Genomic DNA, 18,988 nt, shown 5'->3' on the forward strand with positions numbered 1-18,988 from the left:
AAATGCCCGTGCATAAGGAATTTACCCCGGCGTTGATCAACGCCATCAATGCAACGAAGCAGGAGCTTCACAGCTCCAAGGCGCAGCCTGCGCTTAAGATCATGGCCCAACCTAGCGGGCGGAAAAACTACTGTATCACCTACCGCGACGGCAGCGGGAAGTCATGCAATCTACCCATCGGGAACGTTGGTGAGTGTACTCACACCCGGCTGGAAGAAGCGAACACTGTAGCCGAATTCTACGTCAGAGTGGCCAAGTCCGGCGGTGATCCTAAGGCGATTTGGGCTGAGCGTCAGGCACAGTCTCACCGCCCGCGCGCCGCCGTCACGCTGACTGAGGCGTGGGAGGCTTACTCCACATCGGCCCGCTACCGGGGCCTGAGGGCGAACACCAAGAAGCTTTATAGCTCCACCTGGAACACGCACCTCAGTGCGCTGGGCGACCGGCTTCTGGTCAGCTTCACGCTGAAGGACTTGGTCGAGTTTTACGATCAGGTGACCGATGGCGGCGAGGCCAACAAGGGTATCGCGCGGGCGGCGATCATTGTTTTCGAGGGAATATGGAAGAGCGCCAAGAGGCATGAGCTGATCCCGCCGGGGACGCCGAAGCCGACTGAGTTCCTGAACGATGAGCTGCCGGGATGGCGCAGCGTGAAAAAGAAGGAGGTGGACCTGGAGGACCAGTATCTGCGGGACTTCTGGCGGGCGACCTATAGCCGCGATGTGGAGGTCGAGGGTCAGCTGGTCCACCACCCCATCGGCGCGGCGGTTCGCTTTACGCTGTTGACTGGCCTCCGGCATACGAACGTGATCAGACTGCTGTGGGAGCACGTGGACCTCGATAACCGGATGTTGCGCCTGCCCGCCGAAGTCATGAAGGGTAAGCGGGACTTCCTCTGCCCTCTGACGGACCTCGCGATGGCCGAGCTACTGGCCATGCGGCACCCGGATGATGAAATGCCGTACCTTGCCGATGGGAGGTGGGTCTTCGGTCGCCTTACAAAGAGTGCGGTGCGGGCAGCGCAGGAGGCGGTTGGCGCGGTCAAGGCTCCGAAGCGCCGCGTCCCGCTCGACATGGGGGACCTGCCCGGCGGGCTTCTGAACCGTCAGATCGGAATATGGGCTAAGGAGGCGGGCGTCCCGCATTCGGTCACGGCGCATACCCTCCGGAAGACCTTCGCGCGCTGGGCGAACCGTGAGGGGGATTACGGGTTGGCGGCTTACCTGCTCCATCATGCCCCACCCTCCCATGTTACGCATGTTTACTTGGTGGACGACCTGAATCAAATCCGGGCCGGTGCGCAGCGGGTGGCGGATCGCCTGAGGGACTTCTTCGGCGATGCCTACATGACGCGGGAGCCGAGGAGCAGCTACTACCGGGCATGGAAGGACCTGAATACGCCCGACTGGCCGGAAACCTGATAGCTGCAGCCCCATATGTGGAGAAAACTAACCATATACTCACCGCATATGGGCGCCCTATTTCCAAGGACGTCGTAGAAGATCACGAGCTGGACGCCACCCATGACAAGGTAAAGGCGCTGATGGCAGCGAAGGGCGTGAAGTAACGCGCGCACGTGTGTCCCTCCAGCGGCAGGACTATTGTACCAAAGTTCTTTGATATCTGGTCCCTGCCGATCCTGACCATCCAGGCCGCAAATTGGATCAGTCAGATGGAAGTGCAGCGGTGAACACCGCCCGCAATGAACTGTCCACGCTGACCGAGACCATCGAGGCGCGACAAGATCATGCTCCTGCTTGCCGAAGACCTAATCGAGACCATCGCCGACATCGAGAACGAATGTCTGGCTGATTTGGGTGCAACGGCGCCAGGAACATCAACACCACAATAATCTGCGACGCTACGGACCCGCTGATTGCCCGCCGCTGCGCTAGTGTTCATCACCTGACAGAAGGTACCCGATGGGAGCTGGGTGTCGGACGCTGATCTCGCATCCCATGGCGAAGCGGTCGAATGACCTCTCCGACCCCAGACTTGCCCTCGCCGTGTCGCGCGTGCGTTCAGCTGCTGGCAGCCCTGTGCGGCCCTTCGCTCATGGCGCGGAAGACTGCTAGTGCAGCGCGAAAGTTGCCACCTAACGAGCGCTCAACGCTGCTTTGGCTTCAGTTCAAAAGCGTTAGCAGTAGAGTTTGAGGCGAGGGGAGGTTACTAATTCCGGGCACCCTTTGGACAGAAAAGAGAATTGCCAGGGAGCTCTATGGTCTGCGCTGTCTTAAGCGCATTTGTCTAGCGCCCCTACTGCTAATACACATCTCTTGCGGCCACATCTCCATGGCGCTACTTACGGTATTTCCGGAAATTTCAAGTAGTTGAGTGGCGGTGAAAATTTCCATAAAAATATCACACCTCTGCGCCCGGTTTATTTTTGAATTTTTGGCTAGATCTCTCAAGTGATAAGTGGTCGCTGATAGCCCCATCATGATGTTGTTTTCTTGTGGATATATTTCAAATGCCTCCCTTATTAATCTATATCCAGATATAATATCCTCTAACGCGTCGTGACGTTCCGAGCTTCTCCGAGAATTCGCTCTTAGTTTCACGTTTGGAGGGCGCTGATACTCCGTCTGGCGCGAAGCGACTTCTTGGAGCGAATGCATCTGGATAGTCCCAAGATAATATTTGGAAATTCCCAAATTGTATATTGTTCCCGGGTCTCGGTGATCCAAGCGAAGGGACCTTTCAAGTAACTTACTAGCCGCCTTAATTGTAGCCTCTACTTTCCAGGTTTCGTCCCCAATAAACCCAAGACGCTTGGCGAATTCCTCATTTCCTATTGCTGACTCAAAAATTGATAACTTATCAGATCCCCAGGCAGCAAGCACCGAGGCACTTCGCGGCAGCCTTCTGGAAGCAAACATGTATTCTCGTTCAGCTTTGGCCAAATCTTTCTCATCGGCGTTCGCTAGGGCCCTCCTATAATGAAGCGTTGCTATACCTAGTAATCCGATTTCCAATGCAGGGTCGGTCCGGCGACCGATGCTAAGCGAAAGATTGTACCATCGCTCCGCATCTCGTTCCTGGCTATTTGCTTCTGATAACCTTCCTAGTAGGAAGGCTGCCCAGCTTGCCTCTGTGTCGCCGCGTCGCACTGACTCAAGAAGAATGTTGCGTGCCTCATCAATCTCATTTCTTGAAATCAGGTGGTAGGCCAAAATGTATGGATTCACTTCCTTAACTAAATCCCGCGCCGCGCTAGGAATAAGATCTTGAATTCTTAACGGATCGCTGCTTTCGATCATAACAATCTTATATCCATAAGATATCCTCGATAACAAGTTGTATCTGCCGCTCTCGCAACTTGATGATGCGCACGTGATGTGAATGTCTATCGTTTTTTGAGGTCGATCGAGAATTTTCCTCGCTATATCCTCGACCCAGCTTACCGATATACCACTAGATAACTCCTTTACGTCAATTCTCTCTGATTCTGGCAGAACGCGCGTCTCCTCCTTCATGCTCTTCCGATATACCCAAATAGCTTTTCCTTGTTCACCTCCTGACTGCGCACCTAGATTTCTCGCATTATCTGTGCTGCTTGAGTTTCCAATAGCGCCCGCAGTAAGCGGAGAGTTTATAGACTGAATGGCCCTTAATTGATCCCAGAATAGAAGTGTCACAGCTTGCTCTGAGTACCCCATATTGGAGAGCGGCGCTGGTACCTTTATCGATCTAACCGTGATTGCATCACTCCTGATATTCTCAATCGATATGAATGAAATTAAAATAAGCGCGAGGCAGGATATGGATGAGGTTACGATAGCGAAGAGCTTCAATATCATCATCATTTCCTTAATTTGGTCCGCAAGCTATCTATGAAAATAGCCCGACGAATCTCAAGTTCTTTGAAGTTACCTCGGAAATATTAAGATTTGACTTTCGATCCGCCACCATGTCTCGGTGATTGATATTCATCGTCGGTGCGCGAAATTTTGTGAGTAGGGAGGAGAAGACGCGAGGCCCTAGCTGCGTTCTGTGATGTGCACTTCATCGGAGGGAGCATAACTAGGCGCTTTCGGCTGAATATTGCCAAAGTCATTGAAATCACTTACTGCACAGGAAAACTCATGATAACATTAATCCCTACCATTTTTCAAATTCTTTGGCTCGCAAGTTTGCGCATAGGGACTTCAGGGGAATAATCCATGACTAGAACCGTGACATTCTTATTGTTTTGCATAGGTTTTATCTGCTCTTGCGGCCACTATCAGTCCAGCGTCGCGCCAAACATCTCGTCACAAGACAATCGAATGGTGGCAGTGAACGACGAAGAGAGCTCCCCAACAGAAGGTGGCCTTGCGGTGGCGGGTAAAGCTGCGGGCGTACTGGGTGCTCTCGCCGCAATCGGTGTAAGTGTCTTATTAAGATCAGATGGGGACATCGGTTCCGTTGGGCTGACCGACGGCTGACGTTGATTGAGGCTCGCTGTCGATAAATCCGAAGTTAATTAGGTCAGGAAACTGCGCTTTGTTACCGGGCGAAGGGGCGCATGCGGCTCTCGTAGCGAACAGCAGAAAGGTCCGCATTGCCGCCTCTTGAAGCTTCGCTCAAGCAACTGAGGCGCGCCGGAGCCAAACTCGGAATTCGGAATCTTCGTTCAGGTGATGAACACTACATTGCGCGGTGGTGCGCAGGTTCCTTAAACTTTCATTCTTTCAATGCTTTACGCTTTACCCTCTTGGGGCAGGCGGGCTAAAATTTGGGTAAGCCCCTGGGCGGAAACTTAAATTCGGAGGTAACTGAACGCGGACAACCCGAATGGGAAAGAAGCCAAGATCAGATGTGGCCGTCGATGGCCGCGAAAGTGTAGTTCTTACCAAAGAACATAAGGCTATGCTCAGAAAAGCGATCCGCCAACAGGATATCCGGAACGCCGCGAAGACCATCAGATTGGAGCTGAACGAGGTCGTGAAAGACTTCAGCGAATATCGCGGCAGTGACTGCAAGGGCTCTTCTGATAAGACCCGCGACTTCGTTACAATATCCATGATGATCAACGCCCAGTGCGGCATGAACAACCCGCTTCTATCGCTGGATGAAGTTAGTCCGAAGATGTTGCTCGCGGTAATCGCCTTGATCCAAGAAACCATCGACGTGCTCACCGAAGGCATGGAACAGATGCTCCCCAGAAAGAAGATCAGGGAGTACCTGAAAGTCCGCTTGAAAGCGGTCGCTGACACGCACAAAAATCTTCTGAGGGCTGCAGCATGACTGATGATGTGCCCGCAGAACTAAGCGCCGAAGACCGGCAGCTTACCTATGGACTGCCCGAACTGGTTGATGATCTCGAGGTGTATATCGCGGCCAACATGAAGTCGGCCACCGAGAACCTGATCAATAACGGACGCGCGCTCATCGCCCTGAAGGCCATGGTGCCGCATGGGGAGTTCACCGCCCGCGTAGAGATGAAGTTTGGTCTCGATCAAAGGAAGTCCAGGCGGCTTATGCAGGTCGCTAGAGCCTATGGCGGAGAACGGGCGGGTTTACCCGTTTTGGATGGGCTTTCCGCACAAGCCCTTTTCGCCTTATCGGCCCCATCGACGCCCAACAGTGTTCGGGAGGAGTTGGAAGCCCGCGCAGAGGCGGGCGAGACAATCACTGAGCGGGAAGTTCGGGAGCGTGTTCGCGAGGCAGATGCAGAAGCCTGCAAGGCGAATGCCGCAGCTTCACTGGCAAAGACCAAAAAGGCGGAGGCCTACGCCGAGACCAAGAGGCTAGGTCGAGAAATCGAGCGGCGGCGGTCTGAGCTAGATGATCTGGAAAAGCAGAAGCAGGAGCAGCACGCTTATCTGAACAAGGGTCCGGACCCGCATTTACACCTGGAATTCCAATCTTCGGTTCGCAAGACTAAGCGCGAGGCCGAGGCGATGATGGACGCTGCGCTGGAACTCACGGGCGAGGATCATCTAGATGATGCAAGTCTGAGCGCGCTAGATGACATGATCCAGTTCACCGATGCACTCGCAAAGTTCCTGCGAAAGATGCGCATGGACCCGAAGTCCGGCTCGGGCGAAGTGATCGACCTGAAGCCGAGCTAACCGCAGCACCCTCAGAACAAACGGAATACTTGGCCGAGGCAGTCATCGATAAACCGGCGTCAGGAATGTCCCGTCCACACAGCCCTCTTCAAGAGAGGCTCCCTCGCCGCCAAATTGAACCTCGACGAAATTGCCTGCACCCACCCCGGTAAGGCGAACTCGAGTACCCGGCTTCAGTCTTGAAATGATGTTGTTGTTGTCAGAAGTATCCGGGGTACTCCTGACCATAAGGTTGCCGCCCTGCGTTATGACGCGATAATATTCTCTATCAAATACTGCCTGTCCCTCAGACTGAGTATAGCCGCCGCACATCTCGCTTGGAATAACGCCGCCGTCGCCACCTGCAGGGCTAGCTGAGAAAATCATCACCGCGATGCCCACAGCGCCAACGATTGTGTTTATGGCGGTGCTGATTTCGCTAAGCAGTGGCTTTTTAACTTCTTTCCCCGGAGTGCCGGACTCTTCGGCTGGAGCGCTACTGCCTCCGTTTTGAAAGTGGAAGTGAATATTTGCATCACCCTCTACGTGGATCACTGATGCGACTTCTGCCGGGAGTTCAAAGGTGCCGGGATCAAGCGGGGAGTCCGGAATGAACGCTTGTATCCGAACGAGTATTTCGTCGATCAAGTCAGAAAGCTCAGGCTGAAACTCAGGGTGGGCTTCGAGTACCTCGACCGCACGTTCGAGCGCCCCCTTCATGACGCTGAAATTGTCAAGGTTGCCTGCCTGATCTTTGCTGCTTTCTTCCGCTCGATGAGGAGATTGCCTGGACGGCTCAGGTGCTTGGTTGGCGGTGAAAATACCGCCTGAGGCACCTGCTGCAGTTGGGACATTTTCTTCTACGAGCTGCGCAATGACTTTTTGCACCAAGTAATTTGCGCGCGCTGCTTGATACTGGACTTCGCTGGGCAATGTACCCAGGAACGCCCAGAGGCTCTGAGCCATCTGAGGCCCCACCATGGCTTCGCGCATGTGAACGTTTTCGACGTATGCCTGCGCAAGCATCTCCATGTGAAATGGCGCCACATTGTCGGGGACTTGCAGTGTCTTAAAAACTCTGGCGTGCGGAAGACTACCCGCTAAGTACTCGAATAGGTTTTTTACGTCCAATTCCGCCATATCGGCCTCCCCTCAAATCAATTTGAGCCCGCCTTCTCCCGATCAACAAGACGCTGCGGCCGTGGCTCCGAACTATGTCCGTATGATACACGACTTTGCTTCGACTTGCTCCACTCATCGCGTTGCGGAAGCCGCCCTGATGATGACAGTCCACCACCGGCGTGGTTCTTGGGGCTAGGTCAGCGAGATCGGGACAGGTGTGCGGGCCTGGCGCTCGCCATCGAAGGAGGCATATTGCGCCGAGTCGTCGGAGCAACGACTGCTGAACCGAGAAATTCTGATCTTTGGCTAACTTTCATGCATAAGAAGCCGAAGGTCGGCGGTCGCCCATATCAGAGCTTCCAGCAGGTCGCTGAGTTCCGGGTCCTGCGGGCCGAGTTGGGCCAGAAGGACTTCCATCCCTACCGCGTCAGACGTGCGGATCAGTTCGGCGATTTCGAGAATATGGGCGGGGTTGATACTGGCCGCGTCGCGGCGGGCGTCGAGCATGATGTTTCACCTCTGTGCTTGTATAGATGTATAGCGCTAAGAGGTGATTTTGTAAAGTAAAACAGACACTTATCTAAATTCAGCCTAGCGCCACCGGGTGGCGTCGGAAGGCACAACTGAGACGGAATCGTTTTCGTCACTCTTGCAAATCAGCGGATAGCCCAACACTAAATGTGGCGAAACGAAATATTGCGTGGGATGTTGGCGAAGTGTCGGGTGCAGAATTCAAGATCGAATATAAGTCCATCCCAAATGTCACGTTCCCAAGCGCGAGCGGCATGCGAAAGTACCTCGAGAGCGAGGCGGAATCTTGGTCGAATTTCCTAGGGCTCGTTCGCGAAGATCGCAGGCTCCAAAACATTCCACTAAGGGGGGGGAACTCCATCAACGGCAGCTCTCTCGCGAATGCGTTTGAAGTACTGATCGGGAAGCTCGGCGATCCAGCAAATTTCAATCGTGCGACTACACAACACTTCTACGGCGGTGTCGCGTTGCCACCCCCATCGGACACGTTGGAAGCCCAGCTCATCCTTGGTCTCCACTTGAACGGAAGGCATAGTGATGCGATTTCGGTCTATTTGTGGTTTGCCAATCATGTCTTGGAAATCAACCAGAACGCCAATCAGCCAATTGGCAAATTGGTTGCGCGGGGCCACGAACTTTCGGTAGGAGCCTACGCTGCCGCTGCGCTACCTTTCCGGCGGGTATCCTCTCAGAAGCTTGCGGGGGCAGCCCGCTCTGCCGCAGCACAGGTCGAGGCGCTTGGGGACGAGGTCGCGAAGTCTCAAGAGATAAACGCGAACCACGCAAGCGCTCTCGCCGCGCAACTCGCGGACCATGCCGACACTTTCACCGCGGAGCAGGAGACATGGAAACAGCAAGTTAGGCGAGCCAAAGCTCTATTCCTGGGGCGGGAACGGAAGCGCCGCGAGGAATACGCCGTGTGGGGGAAAAAGATGGAGGCACATGTCTCCGAGAAGTTTGGCGCTGCGATACGACGTGTTGAGGCCCTAGAACGTTCTAGCGCGACCAATGAGACCAAGCGCAAGAAGCAGTTTGACGACCTCATCGAACTATTTCACGCACATCTGCAGCTGAGGCGACCCGTCCAGCTCTGGGAAGGCCGCGCTAAGGACCACCGCAAGCGCTCCTTGTATGCGCTCATAGCCTTTGGGGTGTTTACTGCCCTTACGATCGCTGCAGGCGCGCTCATTCCCCTTTTCTTCGGCGACTACATCGCAGCGAGCTTTTTCACGCAGGTCTGCGACAACGCTGATCCGCCCGTGTGTACCCGCGCCTTCTCGGCGAAAGGCCCACTGACGGTAGGTGGCATCCTGACCATCATGTCGCTGCTGATGTGGGCGATCAGACTGCAATATCGCGTCTATCTTAGCGAGCGGCACCTCGCCCTGGATGCGAGCGAGAAGCAGGCCTTCGCGGAAACCTACCTCGCGATGAAGGAAGGCGCAGACGTCGGCAGCGACAACGAGGCCATCGTGCTGGCGTCCCTCTTCCGGCCGACGCAAGACGGCATCATCAAGGACGACGACAGCACCCTGGACCTGTCCGCTGCAGCCCTCATCGCCAAGCAGCTCGGACGGGTGCCGGGCTGACACATTTTCCGACCCGTTCAAGTCCAGGGAGGGTTGAGCCTAACGGAAACAAGGCTCCTGCCGTGCGGCGTTCAACCTTCCGCGAACTCGATACTTTCTAGCTCAGCACCCATTGGTCTGGTTCAGCGAACGTCATTCACCATTCTGCTTTCTCGCCGTAAATGATGCTCCTGCGCCACAATCAATGAGTTCTAAGCCGAGAAATCGGTTACATTTTGAAGATGAACAATGGAAATCCCCCCCCGGCACCCTCACGCACATTTATTTCCCCGCATTATCGAACAACCAATCTGATATGTGTTTTTCAGATATAGATCGGAAAAACACCGCCTCCCAAGAGTTGGGACCTCTATCAGCAGAGAGGCGAGCAGCCTCATCAGATAAATGTGCACGAAGGGCAGCTTTGGATGATATATTTTTCGCCCATGAAGGCACCACAAGCTTCGGCAGCAGCTTTATCTTACTCCAGCGCTTACTTATGTAAGTTAGGAAATTTGTTCTCAGCACCACATTCTGAACATGAAACTTCAAATTTTCGTAGCTCACATCTCCAGCCGGAAGCATGTAGTCAACCGTGAATTTTGGGACTTCGTCCGCAGGATTTATGTTTATTTTGATTAGTTCGAGATCGAGGCAAGTATCATAATACGGATGAAGTATCCTTTGTCCTGTCGCTTTATCATATAGCCTTTCCTGTCGATCCGAGTTGCAGGAACAAGCAGGAATCAAGTTGAAGGGCATCAAAGCGTATTCTGGATATTTTTTCTTGGTCAGATAGTGATCAAGCGTCGTAGGATTAAATCCACCACACATCGGGCACGTTTCACCAGCCAAAGAGTTGCGTCTCTCCTTAAGATATGGCATACCTTTAGGTGGCTTGTCATACAGATATAGAACCGCATCAACCTCGTCATCCGACATGCGAGCATCTAGAACTTTGTTGGGGTCCCCTCCATATCGATCATAATGACAAGTCAGCCTCTCATATCTTAGAGAGAACTTAAGAAGTTTCGGATATGTTGCGCGAAGCTTCTTGTTTCCGCATGCGTTAACTACTTCTTTCACGCGAGTTTCGGTAGGCTTCTCAATCTTCTTCATTTCGATTAACTATTCGAGATATCAGATCTTCCGACACAATAGGGGACAGCACTTCGGGCGCTGCACTTTTAGCGTGCCCCATCCTTTCCAGGTATTTCTCGGCCCTACTTTGCGTGGTCTCCATCTCATCTTCCCCAAAGATAAAGAGAGACAATAACCCCACATCGGCACCAAACGTTCTCATCCTGGGCTTCTGTATCTCTACCCGCCCATAAGGATATAATTGATCATCTCTTTTTATGATTTGAACCATTTCCTCCTGGACGCACCTCACCACATAGGCCGAATGTGTGGCGACTATCGCAACTGAGCCGGTAAGCTCAAGTATCTTTTGCAACGCCCCCATTAACGCATCGATATATTGAGGGTGCAAAAATACTTCAGGTTCGTCGAGAAGGAGCAGCGAACCATTTTCTGCGCTTAGAGCAGAGAACGCGCAAAATCTAACGTATGCCTCCTCCCCTGAGCTGAGATCATCAGGCTCTGCACTAAACACGCCATGCGACGCCATCAGTGAACGCTGAAATTGCGAGAAACTTTCTTCAATTGTTCCCTGCTCGCGTGTTCGGAAGGATATGTACTCGAAACGATCATCGATTACATTCAAGTAATTTAGATCTACAGGCCCATATTCAGCATGAAGTACGCATATCGGACTATTTCCTCGCGCCTGCCTGAGGCTCTGAAGGAAGATTTCGAATCTGGTAGCTTTGGCGATCCGTTGCCCAGAGCCTATCAGGGAGATAAGCGCGTTCCACAACGTCGATGATGAAACACCCCCATCATATGATATGTTGTAAACTCGATACCCTGAAGCCGCTCTCTTAGTGGTCTGCGCCGGAAAAATCTTGGAGACTTTCGCACCCGAGTAGAACCCTATGACCCTACTGGGCATGAAGTCCCCACCCCAATATCCGTCATCAACCCCCAATGCAGCCTTGGCCACATATCGAAGAGTTTGCGTCTTTCCTGAACCATTCTTCCCAATAAGAACAGAAATTCTACGACCTAAATCTGTCGTCTTTCCGAAGTCAAACTCATACTCATACCACGCGCCACCCCTCAATTCAAATCTGATCGAAAAATTGGGTCGCACCGAATCAATAAAGTCCCTCTCCTGATCTCGCAAATATGAGGAGCCTGCTTCTAAAACAAATCTCTGCTCCCGAGTTTGTATCAAATTCCGCATTACCCTCTCCGTAACGGAGCCTGAAAGAGTTTCAAACTTTGCCGGAGTGTACTCACGAACAGACATCAGATCATTCATAGATACTAGGGCGGCAATGCAGCTAGAGGGACCCAAGTGATCGACCATTGTCCTGTAGTACATAGCATCGTGACCCAACGTAAAAAATAGGAACCGAGCTTCGAATTTTTGTAGCTCTATCAACTCCTCCTTTGCATTCATTAGCTCCAGAACGTTAAAAAAATCTTCGTCACTTATGGACTTAGTTTTACGACCTCTTCCGAGGACATACATGTGGATACCATCACGCCTGTACCAACCTCCCCTCGCCTCACTCACAGGGAGATACATATGAACTGAACATATAGATTTTGACTTTATTCGGATAACCAGAATGCCGTTCGCACCAGGGTCTCTTATCGAATGTTCGGCAAGAATCTCAGGCTCGTCACTCGTAGTGATATAAGCTGATGGAGTTAGCATTTTTCTTCTTTCTGCCCTCGCCCCGCCAACTGCAGTCTGGGGGATCAAATCGGGCATCCTTTGTTAGCGCGATCTCAGAGACCGTGATGGACCACATCTTCTGCCGAGCCGCATGTGGATCGAGATGAAAAGTATCCACCCTACATTGATCCATTGTTCCCCAGCTATGCAGTCCCAGCTTCCCTGGTACGGCACAGGATGCCACTAAGGCCATGATCTTTTCTTGTCCTCCCTGAGAAGACAGGCATGCCGGTACAATATTGCCGCAAAACGCTTCTTCTAGAGGTGTGCTAGGAGCTTGAGGTCCGGGGAGACCGCGATTGCTGCCTCGATCATGTCAGCCAACTCCGACTCTCCAGCCTGCTCCAGCCCAACCGGTAATATGTCGAGCCATAGCGTGTCGGTGCTCCGCACGAGTTCAGCGATGCGAAAGTATAGAGCGCTAGGGAAACTTTCGATCATGTTGTGCCGCTTTTGGCTTGAGAGAATGAATAGGCGCGGGTGGAGGCGCGGCAACATAAAATAATTATATGTCAGATACTTAAGCGTACTTTAACGGTTAAAATTGAGCGAAGGTACGCTATACTAGGCGTATGTCGAAAGCTGACCGCGAGGGCACCATTTTGAATAAGATTTCGATGGAACTTTGCCCGCCTATCGGGCTGCGACTTCTGAGGGAAGACCGCGAGCACATCGAGGCCGTCGCTCGAGAGCGTGGCATCAAACCAAGCCTCTTCTTACGGATGATCATCAGGGATTGGGTGAAGGCGAACTGTACTCCGGGGCACGAATGATGGAGCCGTCGAGCATCGACCTTCTGCCTCCGCCACCCGGTCAAGCAGCGAACGGCGCGGCTAACATCCACATCATGAAGCAACTCGTCGGCCCTACCTCGCCCCTTCGCCTACCGCCTATGGCCGAAGCAACGGCCATCCAGGCGCAGCGGGAGGCGGTGGAGCGCGCCGAGGAATTCATGCGGCTGATCCGCAAGATGCGAAAGGCAGTAGACCTGGAGGTCTATCGCGCCCGCGAGGACGAAACTTACTGGCAGGAGCGCCTTCGGGAAGAAGAACGCGATTGTTGGGGCGAACCGGCACTGACCGCCGATACCCGCCGCGCCCTAGGCCGCGCTAGGCGGGCGGTCGCCCGATATACCAATCACTGGCACAAGCTAGGCGCTATCGAGCGGATGCTCCTCACCCTGCTGGATCAGGGCGACGCCGAGCGGGTTCCCGCCTCGATCTTGTGAAGGGGTTGGTTTGATGGACCTGACCGTGGATCAGATCGCGTTGCATGAGCTAGGCCATATTCTGGCCGCTGGCCCCGCCGCGCTGATGGTGGAGGAGCTAGGCCATTACCCGGCAAAGAGCTACCCGCGCGTCCGCGTTCATTCCATGGCGTCGAGCAAGGGAGGTCAGGTCGGGTGTGGCATCCTGAAGGATGACGGTGAGCCGGAACACCCCAACGGCGACGACCGGCTGCGGGCGCTTACTGCCCTCGGGCCAACGGTTGTGAACAAGAACGCCAGCACCCTGCTCCAGAAGTACCAGAGGACGGGCGACGCAGAACCCATGAACACCCTTATCACATCCGCTCACCTATCGGATGTGGACCTACAGGAAGCGGCGAACTGGACGGCATTGGAACCCCGGAAGGATCACCTCCAGCTGCGGGTCATTATGGCCACGGCAAAGCTGTACAACGAGCTAGGCTCCGGCGGGCGTAAGGCGCTGACTGCGACCCTGCTCGAAATGACCAGCCAGAGGGAAACGATGGCCTACCTGACGGAGTGGGTTCCTGAGGCCGCTGCTCGCTGGGCGCTGGATGAGGCGCGGAGGGAAATGGAATGAGCGGGACGAGCGTAGCCAAGATCGGGAAGGTTCGCACCACCTTCGGGCGGAACGGTAAGTCGCCCCACGGCCCATATCAGGCGATCCCTACCCGCCCGCAGCCCGAAAAGTTCTGGTGGAAGATACGGCTCTTCCCGCACAGGTGATAGTAGGGTAGCAGGACTGGAGTTCCGAACGGTAAGTTCCCCGGCACAGGGGAAAACCCATGTCCCTTCTGGCCCACTATTGTAGGTTTCGGTCACAACTAATTTCCTTTTGGCTTGGCCCTTTACATACCCCTTTATACCCCGCCCTTTACACGCAGGTATAGCAAAAAAGCTATTCTTAACAAAGTCTTAATGGCCACCCGCAAGGTGCTGGGAGCTTTACATAATCTGACGCGCAGCGTATAACTTCATTATCAAACGTGAAACCTAAAGGAGCAAATCAGCCATGATAATGTGTGATATTCACTCCATTATCAGTTAACCGGCGGGAGCCGGATATAGACGATATTACAGTCGGTTAGCGACGCCGTAGTCATTAACCATTCGTAAACGACTGCGCTCTAAGCCTAGGCGTCGAACACCGGCAGGAGGGTCACCCGCTCACCATCGAGCACGACCTTGCCCTGCTCCCTGAAATTGACAGTGATACGGCCCCCGATATTGGATTGCACCTGCCCTATTCCCCAATCCGGTTGGTCGGGATGCTGGACCAGCATCCCCGGCTCGAGAAACGCGTTGAGGTCACTCATGTATGTCCCCTTTCGTCGAGGCTTGAATGGAAGATCGTAATGCCAAACTCGCGACGCTGGTAGCCTCGCGCCTCTGCCATGATCTGGTCAGCCCGGTCGGCGCCATCGCCAATGGGCTCGAGCTTCTGGCGCTGTCGGGTGATATGATGGACCGCCCCGAGCTTGCGCTGATCAACGACAGTTGCAACGCCGCCCGCGCGCGGATCAACCTGTTCCGCCTCGCCTTTGGCAATGCCGAGGGCGAGCAGATGATCGGCCCTTCCGAGGCGGCGCGGCTGCTGCGCGACTATTGCGCGGGCGGGCGGCTCACCCCCGACTGGCGGCGGATCAGCGATGCGCCGCGCCCCGAGGTGCAACTGGCGATGCTGGCGTTTCTGTGCTGCGAAAGCGCGCTGCCGCTCGGCGGTCAGATCGAGATCGCCGAACATGAGGGGGGCTGGCGGATCACCGGCACCGGCCCGCGCATCGGCCATGATCCGGCGCTCTGGGCTCTGCTCGGGGCGCCTGGCGCGCTGCCCGGAGTGTCCGGCGCGCAGGTGCATTTCCCGATGCTGGCGGCGCTCGCCGCCCGCAGCGACCGCCGGATAGAGGTGACCGCGGGCGATGCCGCGGTCACGCTCGATCTTGTCTGAGCGCAAAGCGCCCGGGCGTGCCCGGATCAGCTGCGCACCGCGCCCTCCGAGCGCACCACATATTTGAAGCTGGTCAGCTGCTCGGCCCCCACCGGGCCGCGCGCGTGCATCTTGCCGGTGGCGATGCCGATCTCGGCGCCCATGCCAAACTCGCCGCCATCGGCGAACTGGGTCGAAGAGTTGACCATGACGATGGCGCTGTCGACGCGCTGGATGAACGTCTCGATCGCCGCCTCGTCCTGCGACAGGATGCAATCGGTGTGCTGCGAGCCATAGCGGCGAATATGCGCGATGGCATCCTCCTCGTCGGCCACGAGCTTGGCGGCGACGATCTTGTCGAGATACTCGCGCCCCCAGTCCTCTTCGGTGGCCGGGACCACGCCGTCGATCTGCTGCAGACCGCTGTCGCCGCGCACCTCGACCCCCGCATCGAGCAGTGCCCGAATGACGCCCTGCCCGACGGTGTCCATCGCCTCGCGGTGGATCAGCAGGCACTCGGCGGCACCGCAGATGCCGGTGCGCCGGGTCTTGGCGTTGAGCACGACCTTCAGCGCGGTGACCGGATCGGCGGATTTGTCGATATAGATGTGCACGATGCCCTCGAGATGGGCAAACACCGGCACCCGCGCCTCGCGCTGCACCAGCCCGACAAGCCCCTTGCCGCCGCGCGGCACGATGACATCGACGTAATCGGTCATGGTCAGCAGCTGCTGCACCGCCGCGCGGTCGCGCGTCGGCACCAGCTGGATGGCATCCTCGGGCAGGCCCGCCTTGCGCAGCCCGTCCACGAGGCACTCATGAATCGCGCCGGAGCTGTGGAAGCTTTCGGAGCCGCCGCGCAGGATCACCGCATTGCCCGCCTTGAGGCAGAGCGCCCCGGCGTCGGCGGTCACATTGGGGCGGGATTCGTAGATCACGCCAATGACGCCGAGCGGCGTGCGCACGCGCTTGATGTGCAGCCCGCTGGGCTGGTCCCATTCGGTGATCACCTTGCCAACAGGATCCTCCTGCGCCGCAATCGCGCGCAGACCGGTGACGATGCCCTGCAGCCGCTCTTCGGTCAACTTCAGACGGTCCATCATCGCATCCGACAGGCCCTTCTCACGACCGAACGCCATGTCCTTGTCGTTGGCGGCGAGAATCTCGGCGCGGCGCGCCCAGACCGCATCCGCAGCGGCCTCGAGCGCCTCTGTCTTGCGCTCTGGCGGGGTAAAGGCGAGCTCCGCGGCGGCGGCCTTGGCACGTTTGCCGAGGTCGGTCATGATCGCTTGGATATCGCTGAGGTCTTTCATCGCTCTTTACCCTTGGTGTTGGGGTTTGGAGCCCTCTTATAGCGCCGTGACCTTGGGGGATACAGTGCCGATTGCGCCCCCTTCCGGCCTATTGCGGGGGTGGCCAGCGCCGGGCCGTGCGTATTTTCAAAGAGAAGAAGCCCGAAGGTTTCCGCGTCCTTCTTCTCCTTTCTAAATACGCATTCCGAGGCGCGCCACACGCGCGCGGCCGGGCAGAGGCGCTCAGAGCGCCATATCGTCGCGGTGGATCAGCACGGCGCGGCCGGGATAGCCCAGCACCTGCTCGATCTCGGAGCTGTGGTGGCCGATGATCGCCTGCGCCTCATCGGCGGTGTAGCGCGTCAGTCCCTGCCCCAGCGTGCGCCCCGCGCTATCGCGGATCATTACCGGATCGCCGCGGCCAAAGGCGCCCTCGGCGCGGGTGACCCCGACCGGCAGCAGCGATTTGCCATGCGCCAGCGCCTCGGCGGCGCCCTCGTCGAGGGTCAGCACGCCGCAGGGCTTCATCGACAGGATCCACGCTTTGCGCGCCGCATGCGGGTCGGTCTGCGGCGTGAACCATGTGGCATCGGCGCCGCCTTCCAGCGCGCTGAGCGGGTGCAGCACCGAGCCTTCGGTGATCGCCATGGCGCAGCCCGCCGCGGTGGCGGTCTTGGCGGCCATGAGCTTGGTCTTCATCCCGCCCTTCGACAGGCCCGAACCGGCGTCGCCGGCCATCGCCTCGATCTCGGGGGTGATGTCGTGGATCACCTCGTAGCGCCGCGCCTTGGGGTCCTGCGCCGGGTTGGCGGTGTAAAAGCCGTCCACATCCGACAGAAGGATCAGCTGATCCGCGCCCACGGTGACCGCCACCTGCGCCGCCAGACGGTCGTTGTCGCCGTAGCGAATCTCATCCGTGGCGACGGTGTCGTTTTCATTGACGATCGGCACGGTGCCGAAACCAAGCAGCGTTTCCATCGTTGCGCGGGAGTTGAGATAGCGCCGACGCGAAGCAGAATCCTCAAGCGTGACAAGCACTTGTGCGGTGATGAGCCCATGCGGCTCCAGCGCTTCTTCCCATGCCCGGGCAAGGCGGATCTGCCCCGCAGCCGCCGCGGCCTGACTCTGCTCCAGCGGCAGTGCCACGGGCGGCAATTTCAGAATGCCGCGCCCCAGCGCGATCGAGCCTGAGGAGACCAGCACCACATCGGTGCCGCGCGCCTTCACCCGCGCCACATCGGCGGCCATGGAGGCGAGCCAGTCGCGGCGCAGATCGCCGGTATGTTTGTCGACCAGAAGGGCCGAGCCGATCTTTACAACGAGGCGGCGCGCCTCGCTCAGGGTTGCCATTGGGTGTCTTCCTCGGGCGCTTCGCGCAGGCGGTTGTCGTCGATATGGGCACGCAGGGCGCGCAGCACTTCGGTCACGCCCTCACCGGCGGCGCCCGACATGAGCATCACCTTGGTGCCGCATTTCTCTTCGAGCTCTTCGCGCAGGAATACGCGTTCTTCGTCGTCCAGCGCGTCGATCTTGTTGAGCACGGTGACGCGGGGCTTGTCGGCAAGCCCTTCGCCATAGGCTTCGATCTCGTTGATGATCGTCTGCCAATCCTCAAGCAGCGTGCCCGAGGTGCCATCCACCAGATGCAGCAGCACGGCGCAGCGCTCGACGTGGCCGAGGAAGAGATCGCCAAGGCCGCGGCCTTCGTGTGCGCCTTCGATCAGGCCGGGAATGTCGGCGACGACAAATTCCTTGCCGTCGACCCCCACCACCCCGAGGTTCGGGTGCAGCGTGGTGAACGGATAGTCGGCAATCTTCGGGCGCGCGTTCGAGGTGGCGGCGAGGAAGGTCGATTTGCCCGCATTGGGCAGCCCCAGCAGGCCCACGTCGGCGATGAGTTTCAGGCGCAGCCAGATGGTGCGCTCGATCCCCGGCTGGCCGGGGTTGGCGCGCCGCGGCGCCTGATTGGTCGAGGTCTTGAAGTGCAGGTTGCCCCAGCCGCCGTTGCCGCCCTTTGCCAGCAGCACGCGCTGACCCAGTTCGGTGAGATCGGCGATCACCGTCTCTTCGTCCTCGTCGAGGATCTCTGTCCCCACGGGGACACGCAGCACGATGTCGTCGCCATCGGCGCCGGTGCGCTGGCGGCCCATGCCCGGCACGCCGTTGCCGGCGAAGAAATGCTGCTGGTAGCGGAAGTCGATGAGCGTGTTGAGCCCGTCCACCGCTTCAGCCCAGACATCGCCGCCGCGACCGCCATCGCCGCCGTCGGGCCCGCCGTATTCGATGTATTTCTCGCGCCGGAACGAGGTGCAGCCTTTGCCGCCCTGACCGGATCGGATGTAGACCTTGCAAAGATCGAGGAATTTCATGGTCGGACTTTCCGGCTGGGTGACGTCAGGGCGCATCGCATAGGGTTGCGGCGCGGTTTAGCGCGCTTCGGCGCGCGGCTCAAGTT

The 18,988-nt window shown here is 56.7% G+C and carries 17 protein-coding genes; 8 read left to right on the forward strand and 9 right to left on the reverse strand.

From position 1 onward, the window contains the following. Positions 1-2: 2 nt before the first annotated feature. Positions 3-1,421 (forward strand): tyrosine-type recombinase/integrase, encoded by a 1,419-nt coding sequence (locus tag ACXAD2_RS20050; RefSeq protein ID WP_475173616.1) that lies wholly within the window; start codon positions 3-5, stop codon positions 1,419-1,421. 795 nt (positions 1,422-2,216) lie between these two features. Here the strand turns inward: ACXAD2_RS20050 and ACXAD2_RS20055 are convergent. Continuing rightward, on the reverse strand, positions 2,217-3,800 hold the full coding sequence (locus ACXAD2_RS20055) for a hypothetical protein (protein ID WP_475173619.1): 1,584 nt from the start codon (positions 3,798-3,800) through the stop codon (positions 2,217-2,219). Positions 3,801-4,163: 363 nt separating this feature from the next. On the opposite strand from ACXAD2_RS20055, the gene ACXAD2_RS20060 reads away from it, so the two are divergent. From ACXAD2_RS20060 to ACXAD2_RS20070, 3 genes are all read left to right on the forward strand, one after another. Then, entirely contained in the window at positions 4,164-4,427 is a 264-nt protein-coding gene (locus ACXAD2_RS20060) for a hypothetical protein (RefSeq protein ID WP_475173622.1), read from the forward strand. Between the two features lie 349 nt (positions 4,428-4,776). Further along, positions 4,777-5,229 (forward strand): hypothetical protein, encoded by a 453-nt coding sequence (locus ACXAD2_RS20065; protein ID WP_475173625.1) that lies wholly within the window; start codon positions 4,777-4,779, stop codon positions 5,227-5,229. Next, positions 5,226-6,056 carry a DUF3102 domain-containing protein gene (locus tag ACXAD2_RS20070; protein WP_475173627.1) on the forward strand — a complete coding sequence of 277 codons (831 nt, stop codon included), beginning with the start codon at positions 5,226-5,228 and terminating at the stop codon, positions 6,054-6,056. The genes ACXAD2_RS20065 and ACXAD2_RS20070 overlap by 4 nt, the downstream gene beginning before the upstream one ends. Positions 6,057-6,098: 42 nt before the next feature. Here ACXAD2_RS20070 and ACXAD2_RS20075 read toward each other — a convergent pair whose 3' ends face one another. Together ACXAD2_RS20075 and ACXAD2_RS20080 are read right to left on the reverse strand one after the other, a co-directional pair. Then, positions 6,099-7,175: an SH3 domain-containing protein gene (locus ACXAD2_RS20075; RefSeq protein ID WP_475173631.1), complete on the reverse strand. Its 1,077-nt coding sequence runs from the start codon at positions 7,173-7,175 to the stop codon at positions 6,099-6,101. 288 nt (positions 7,176-7,463) lie between these two features. Then, a complete protein-coding gene (locus ACXAD2_RS20080) occupies positions 7,464-7,664 on the reverse strand; it encodes a hypothetical protein (protein WP_475173635.1) in 201 nt (66 codons plus the stop codon). A 278-nt stretch (positions 7,665-7,942) separates the two neighbouring features. Here ACXAD2_RS20080 and ACXAD2_RS20085 point away from each other — a divergent pair, with 278 nt between their 5' ends. Continuing rightward, positions 7,943-9,277 carry a DUF6161 domain-containing protein gene (locus tag ACXAD2_RS20085; RefSeq protein ID WP_475173638.1) on the forward strand — a complete coding sequence of 445 codons (1,335 nt, stop codon included), beginning with the start codon at positions 7,943-7,945 and terminating at the stop codon, positions 9,275-9,277. 261 nt (positions 9,278-9,538) lie between these two features. Here ACXAD2_RS20085 and ACXAD2_RS20090 read toward each other — a convergent pair whose 3' ends face one another. Together ACXAD2_RS20090 and ACXAD2_RS20095 are read right to left on the reverse strand one after the other, a co-directional pair. After that, entirely contained in the window at positions 9,539-10,198 is a 660-nt protein-coding gene (locus tag ACXAD2_RS20090; RefSeq protein ID WP_475173642.1) for a hypothetical protein, read from the reverse strand. Between the two features lie 163 nt (positions 10,199-10,361). Beyond that, on the reverse strand, positions 10,362-12,092 hold the full coding sequence (locus ACXAD2_RS20095) for an AAA family ATPase (RefSeq protein ID WP_475173646.1): 1,731 nt from the start codon (positions 12,090-12,092) through the stop codon (positions 10,362-10,364). 742 nt (positions 12,093-12,834) lie between these two features. Between ACXAD2_RS20095 and ACXAD2_RS20100 the strand changes: the two genes are divergently transcribed. Next, the gene (locus tag ACXAD2_RS20100) at positions 12,835-13,293 is read left to right on the forward strand and encodes a hypothetical protein (RefSeq protein WP_475173648.1); all 459 of its coding nucleotides are present in this window, start codon (positions 12,835-12,837) and stop codon (positions 13,291-13,293) included. A gap of 13 nt (positions 13,294-13,306) precedes the next feature. After that, positions 13,307-13,894 (forward strand): hypothetical protein, encoded by a 588-nt coding sequence (locus ACXAD2_RS20105; RefSeq protein WP_475173651.1) that lies wholly within the window; start codon positions 13,307-13,309, stop codon positions 13,892-13,894. A 553-nt stretch (positions 13,895-14,447) separates the two neighbouring features. Here ACXAD2_RS20105 and ACXAD2_RS20110 read toward each other — a convergent pair. Next, a complete protein-coding gene (locus ACXAD2_RS20110; protein ID WP_066100736.1) occupies positions 14,448-14,630 on the reverse strand; it encodes a DUF3553 domain-containing protein in 183 nt (60 codons plus the stop codon). 26 nt (positions 14,631-14,656) lie between these two features. Here ACXAD2_RS20110 and ACXAD2_RS20115 point away from each other — a divergent pair, with 26 nt between their 5' ends. Then, the gene (locus tag ACXAD2_RS20115) at positions 14,657-15,262 is read left to right on the forward strand and encodes a histidine phosphotransferase family protein (RefSeq protein ID WP_475173653.1); all 606 of its coding nucleotides are present in this window, start codon (positions 14,657-14,659) and stop codon (positions 15,260-15,262) included. Positions 15,263-15,288: 26 nt separating this feature from the next. On the opposite strand, the gene ACXAD2_RS20120 is transcribed toward ACXAD2_RS20115, so the two are convergent. The 3 genes from ACXAD2_RS20120 to obgE all read right to left on the reverse strand — a co-directional run bounded on the left by ACXAD2_RS20120 (position 15,289) and on the right by obgE (position 18,902). Beyond that, entirely contained in the window at positions 15,289-16,554 is a 1,266-nt protein-coding gene (locus tag ACXAD2_RS20120) for a glutamate-5-semialdehyde dehydrogenase (RefSeq protein WP_066100743.1), read from the reverse strand. A 222-nt stretch (positions 16,555-16,776) separates the two neighbouring features. Then, a complete protein-coding gene (gene proB / locus ACXAD2_RS20125; protein WP_475173662.1) occupies positions 16,777-17,883 on the reverse strand; it encodes a glutamate 5-kinase in 1,107 nt (368 codons plus the stop codon). Continuing rightward, positions 17,871-18,902, reverse strand: coding sequence for a GTPase ObgE (gene obgE / locus ACXAD2_RS20130; RefSeq protein ID WP_066100749.1), 1,032 nt, complete (start codon positions 18,900-18,902; stop codon positions 17,871-17,873). Before obgE ends, proB begins: the two co-directional genes overlap by 13 nt. Positions 18,903-18,988 lie beyond the last annotated feature (86 nt).

Source organism: Salipiger sp. ABN3_019 (assembly GCF_056158605.1).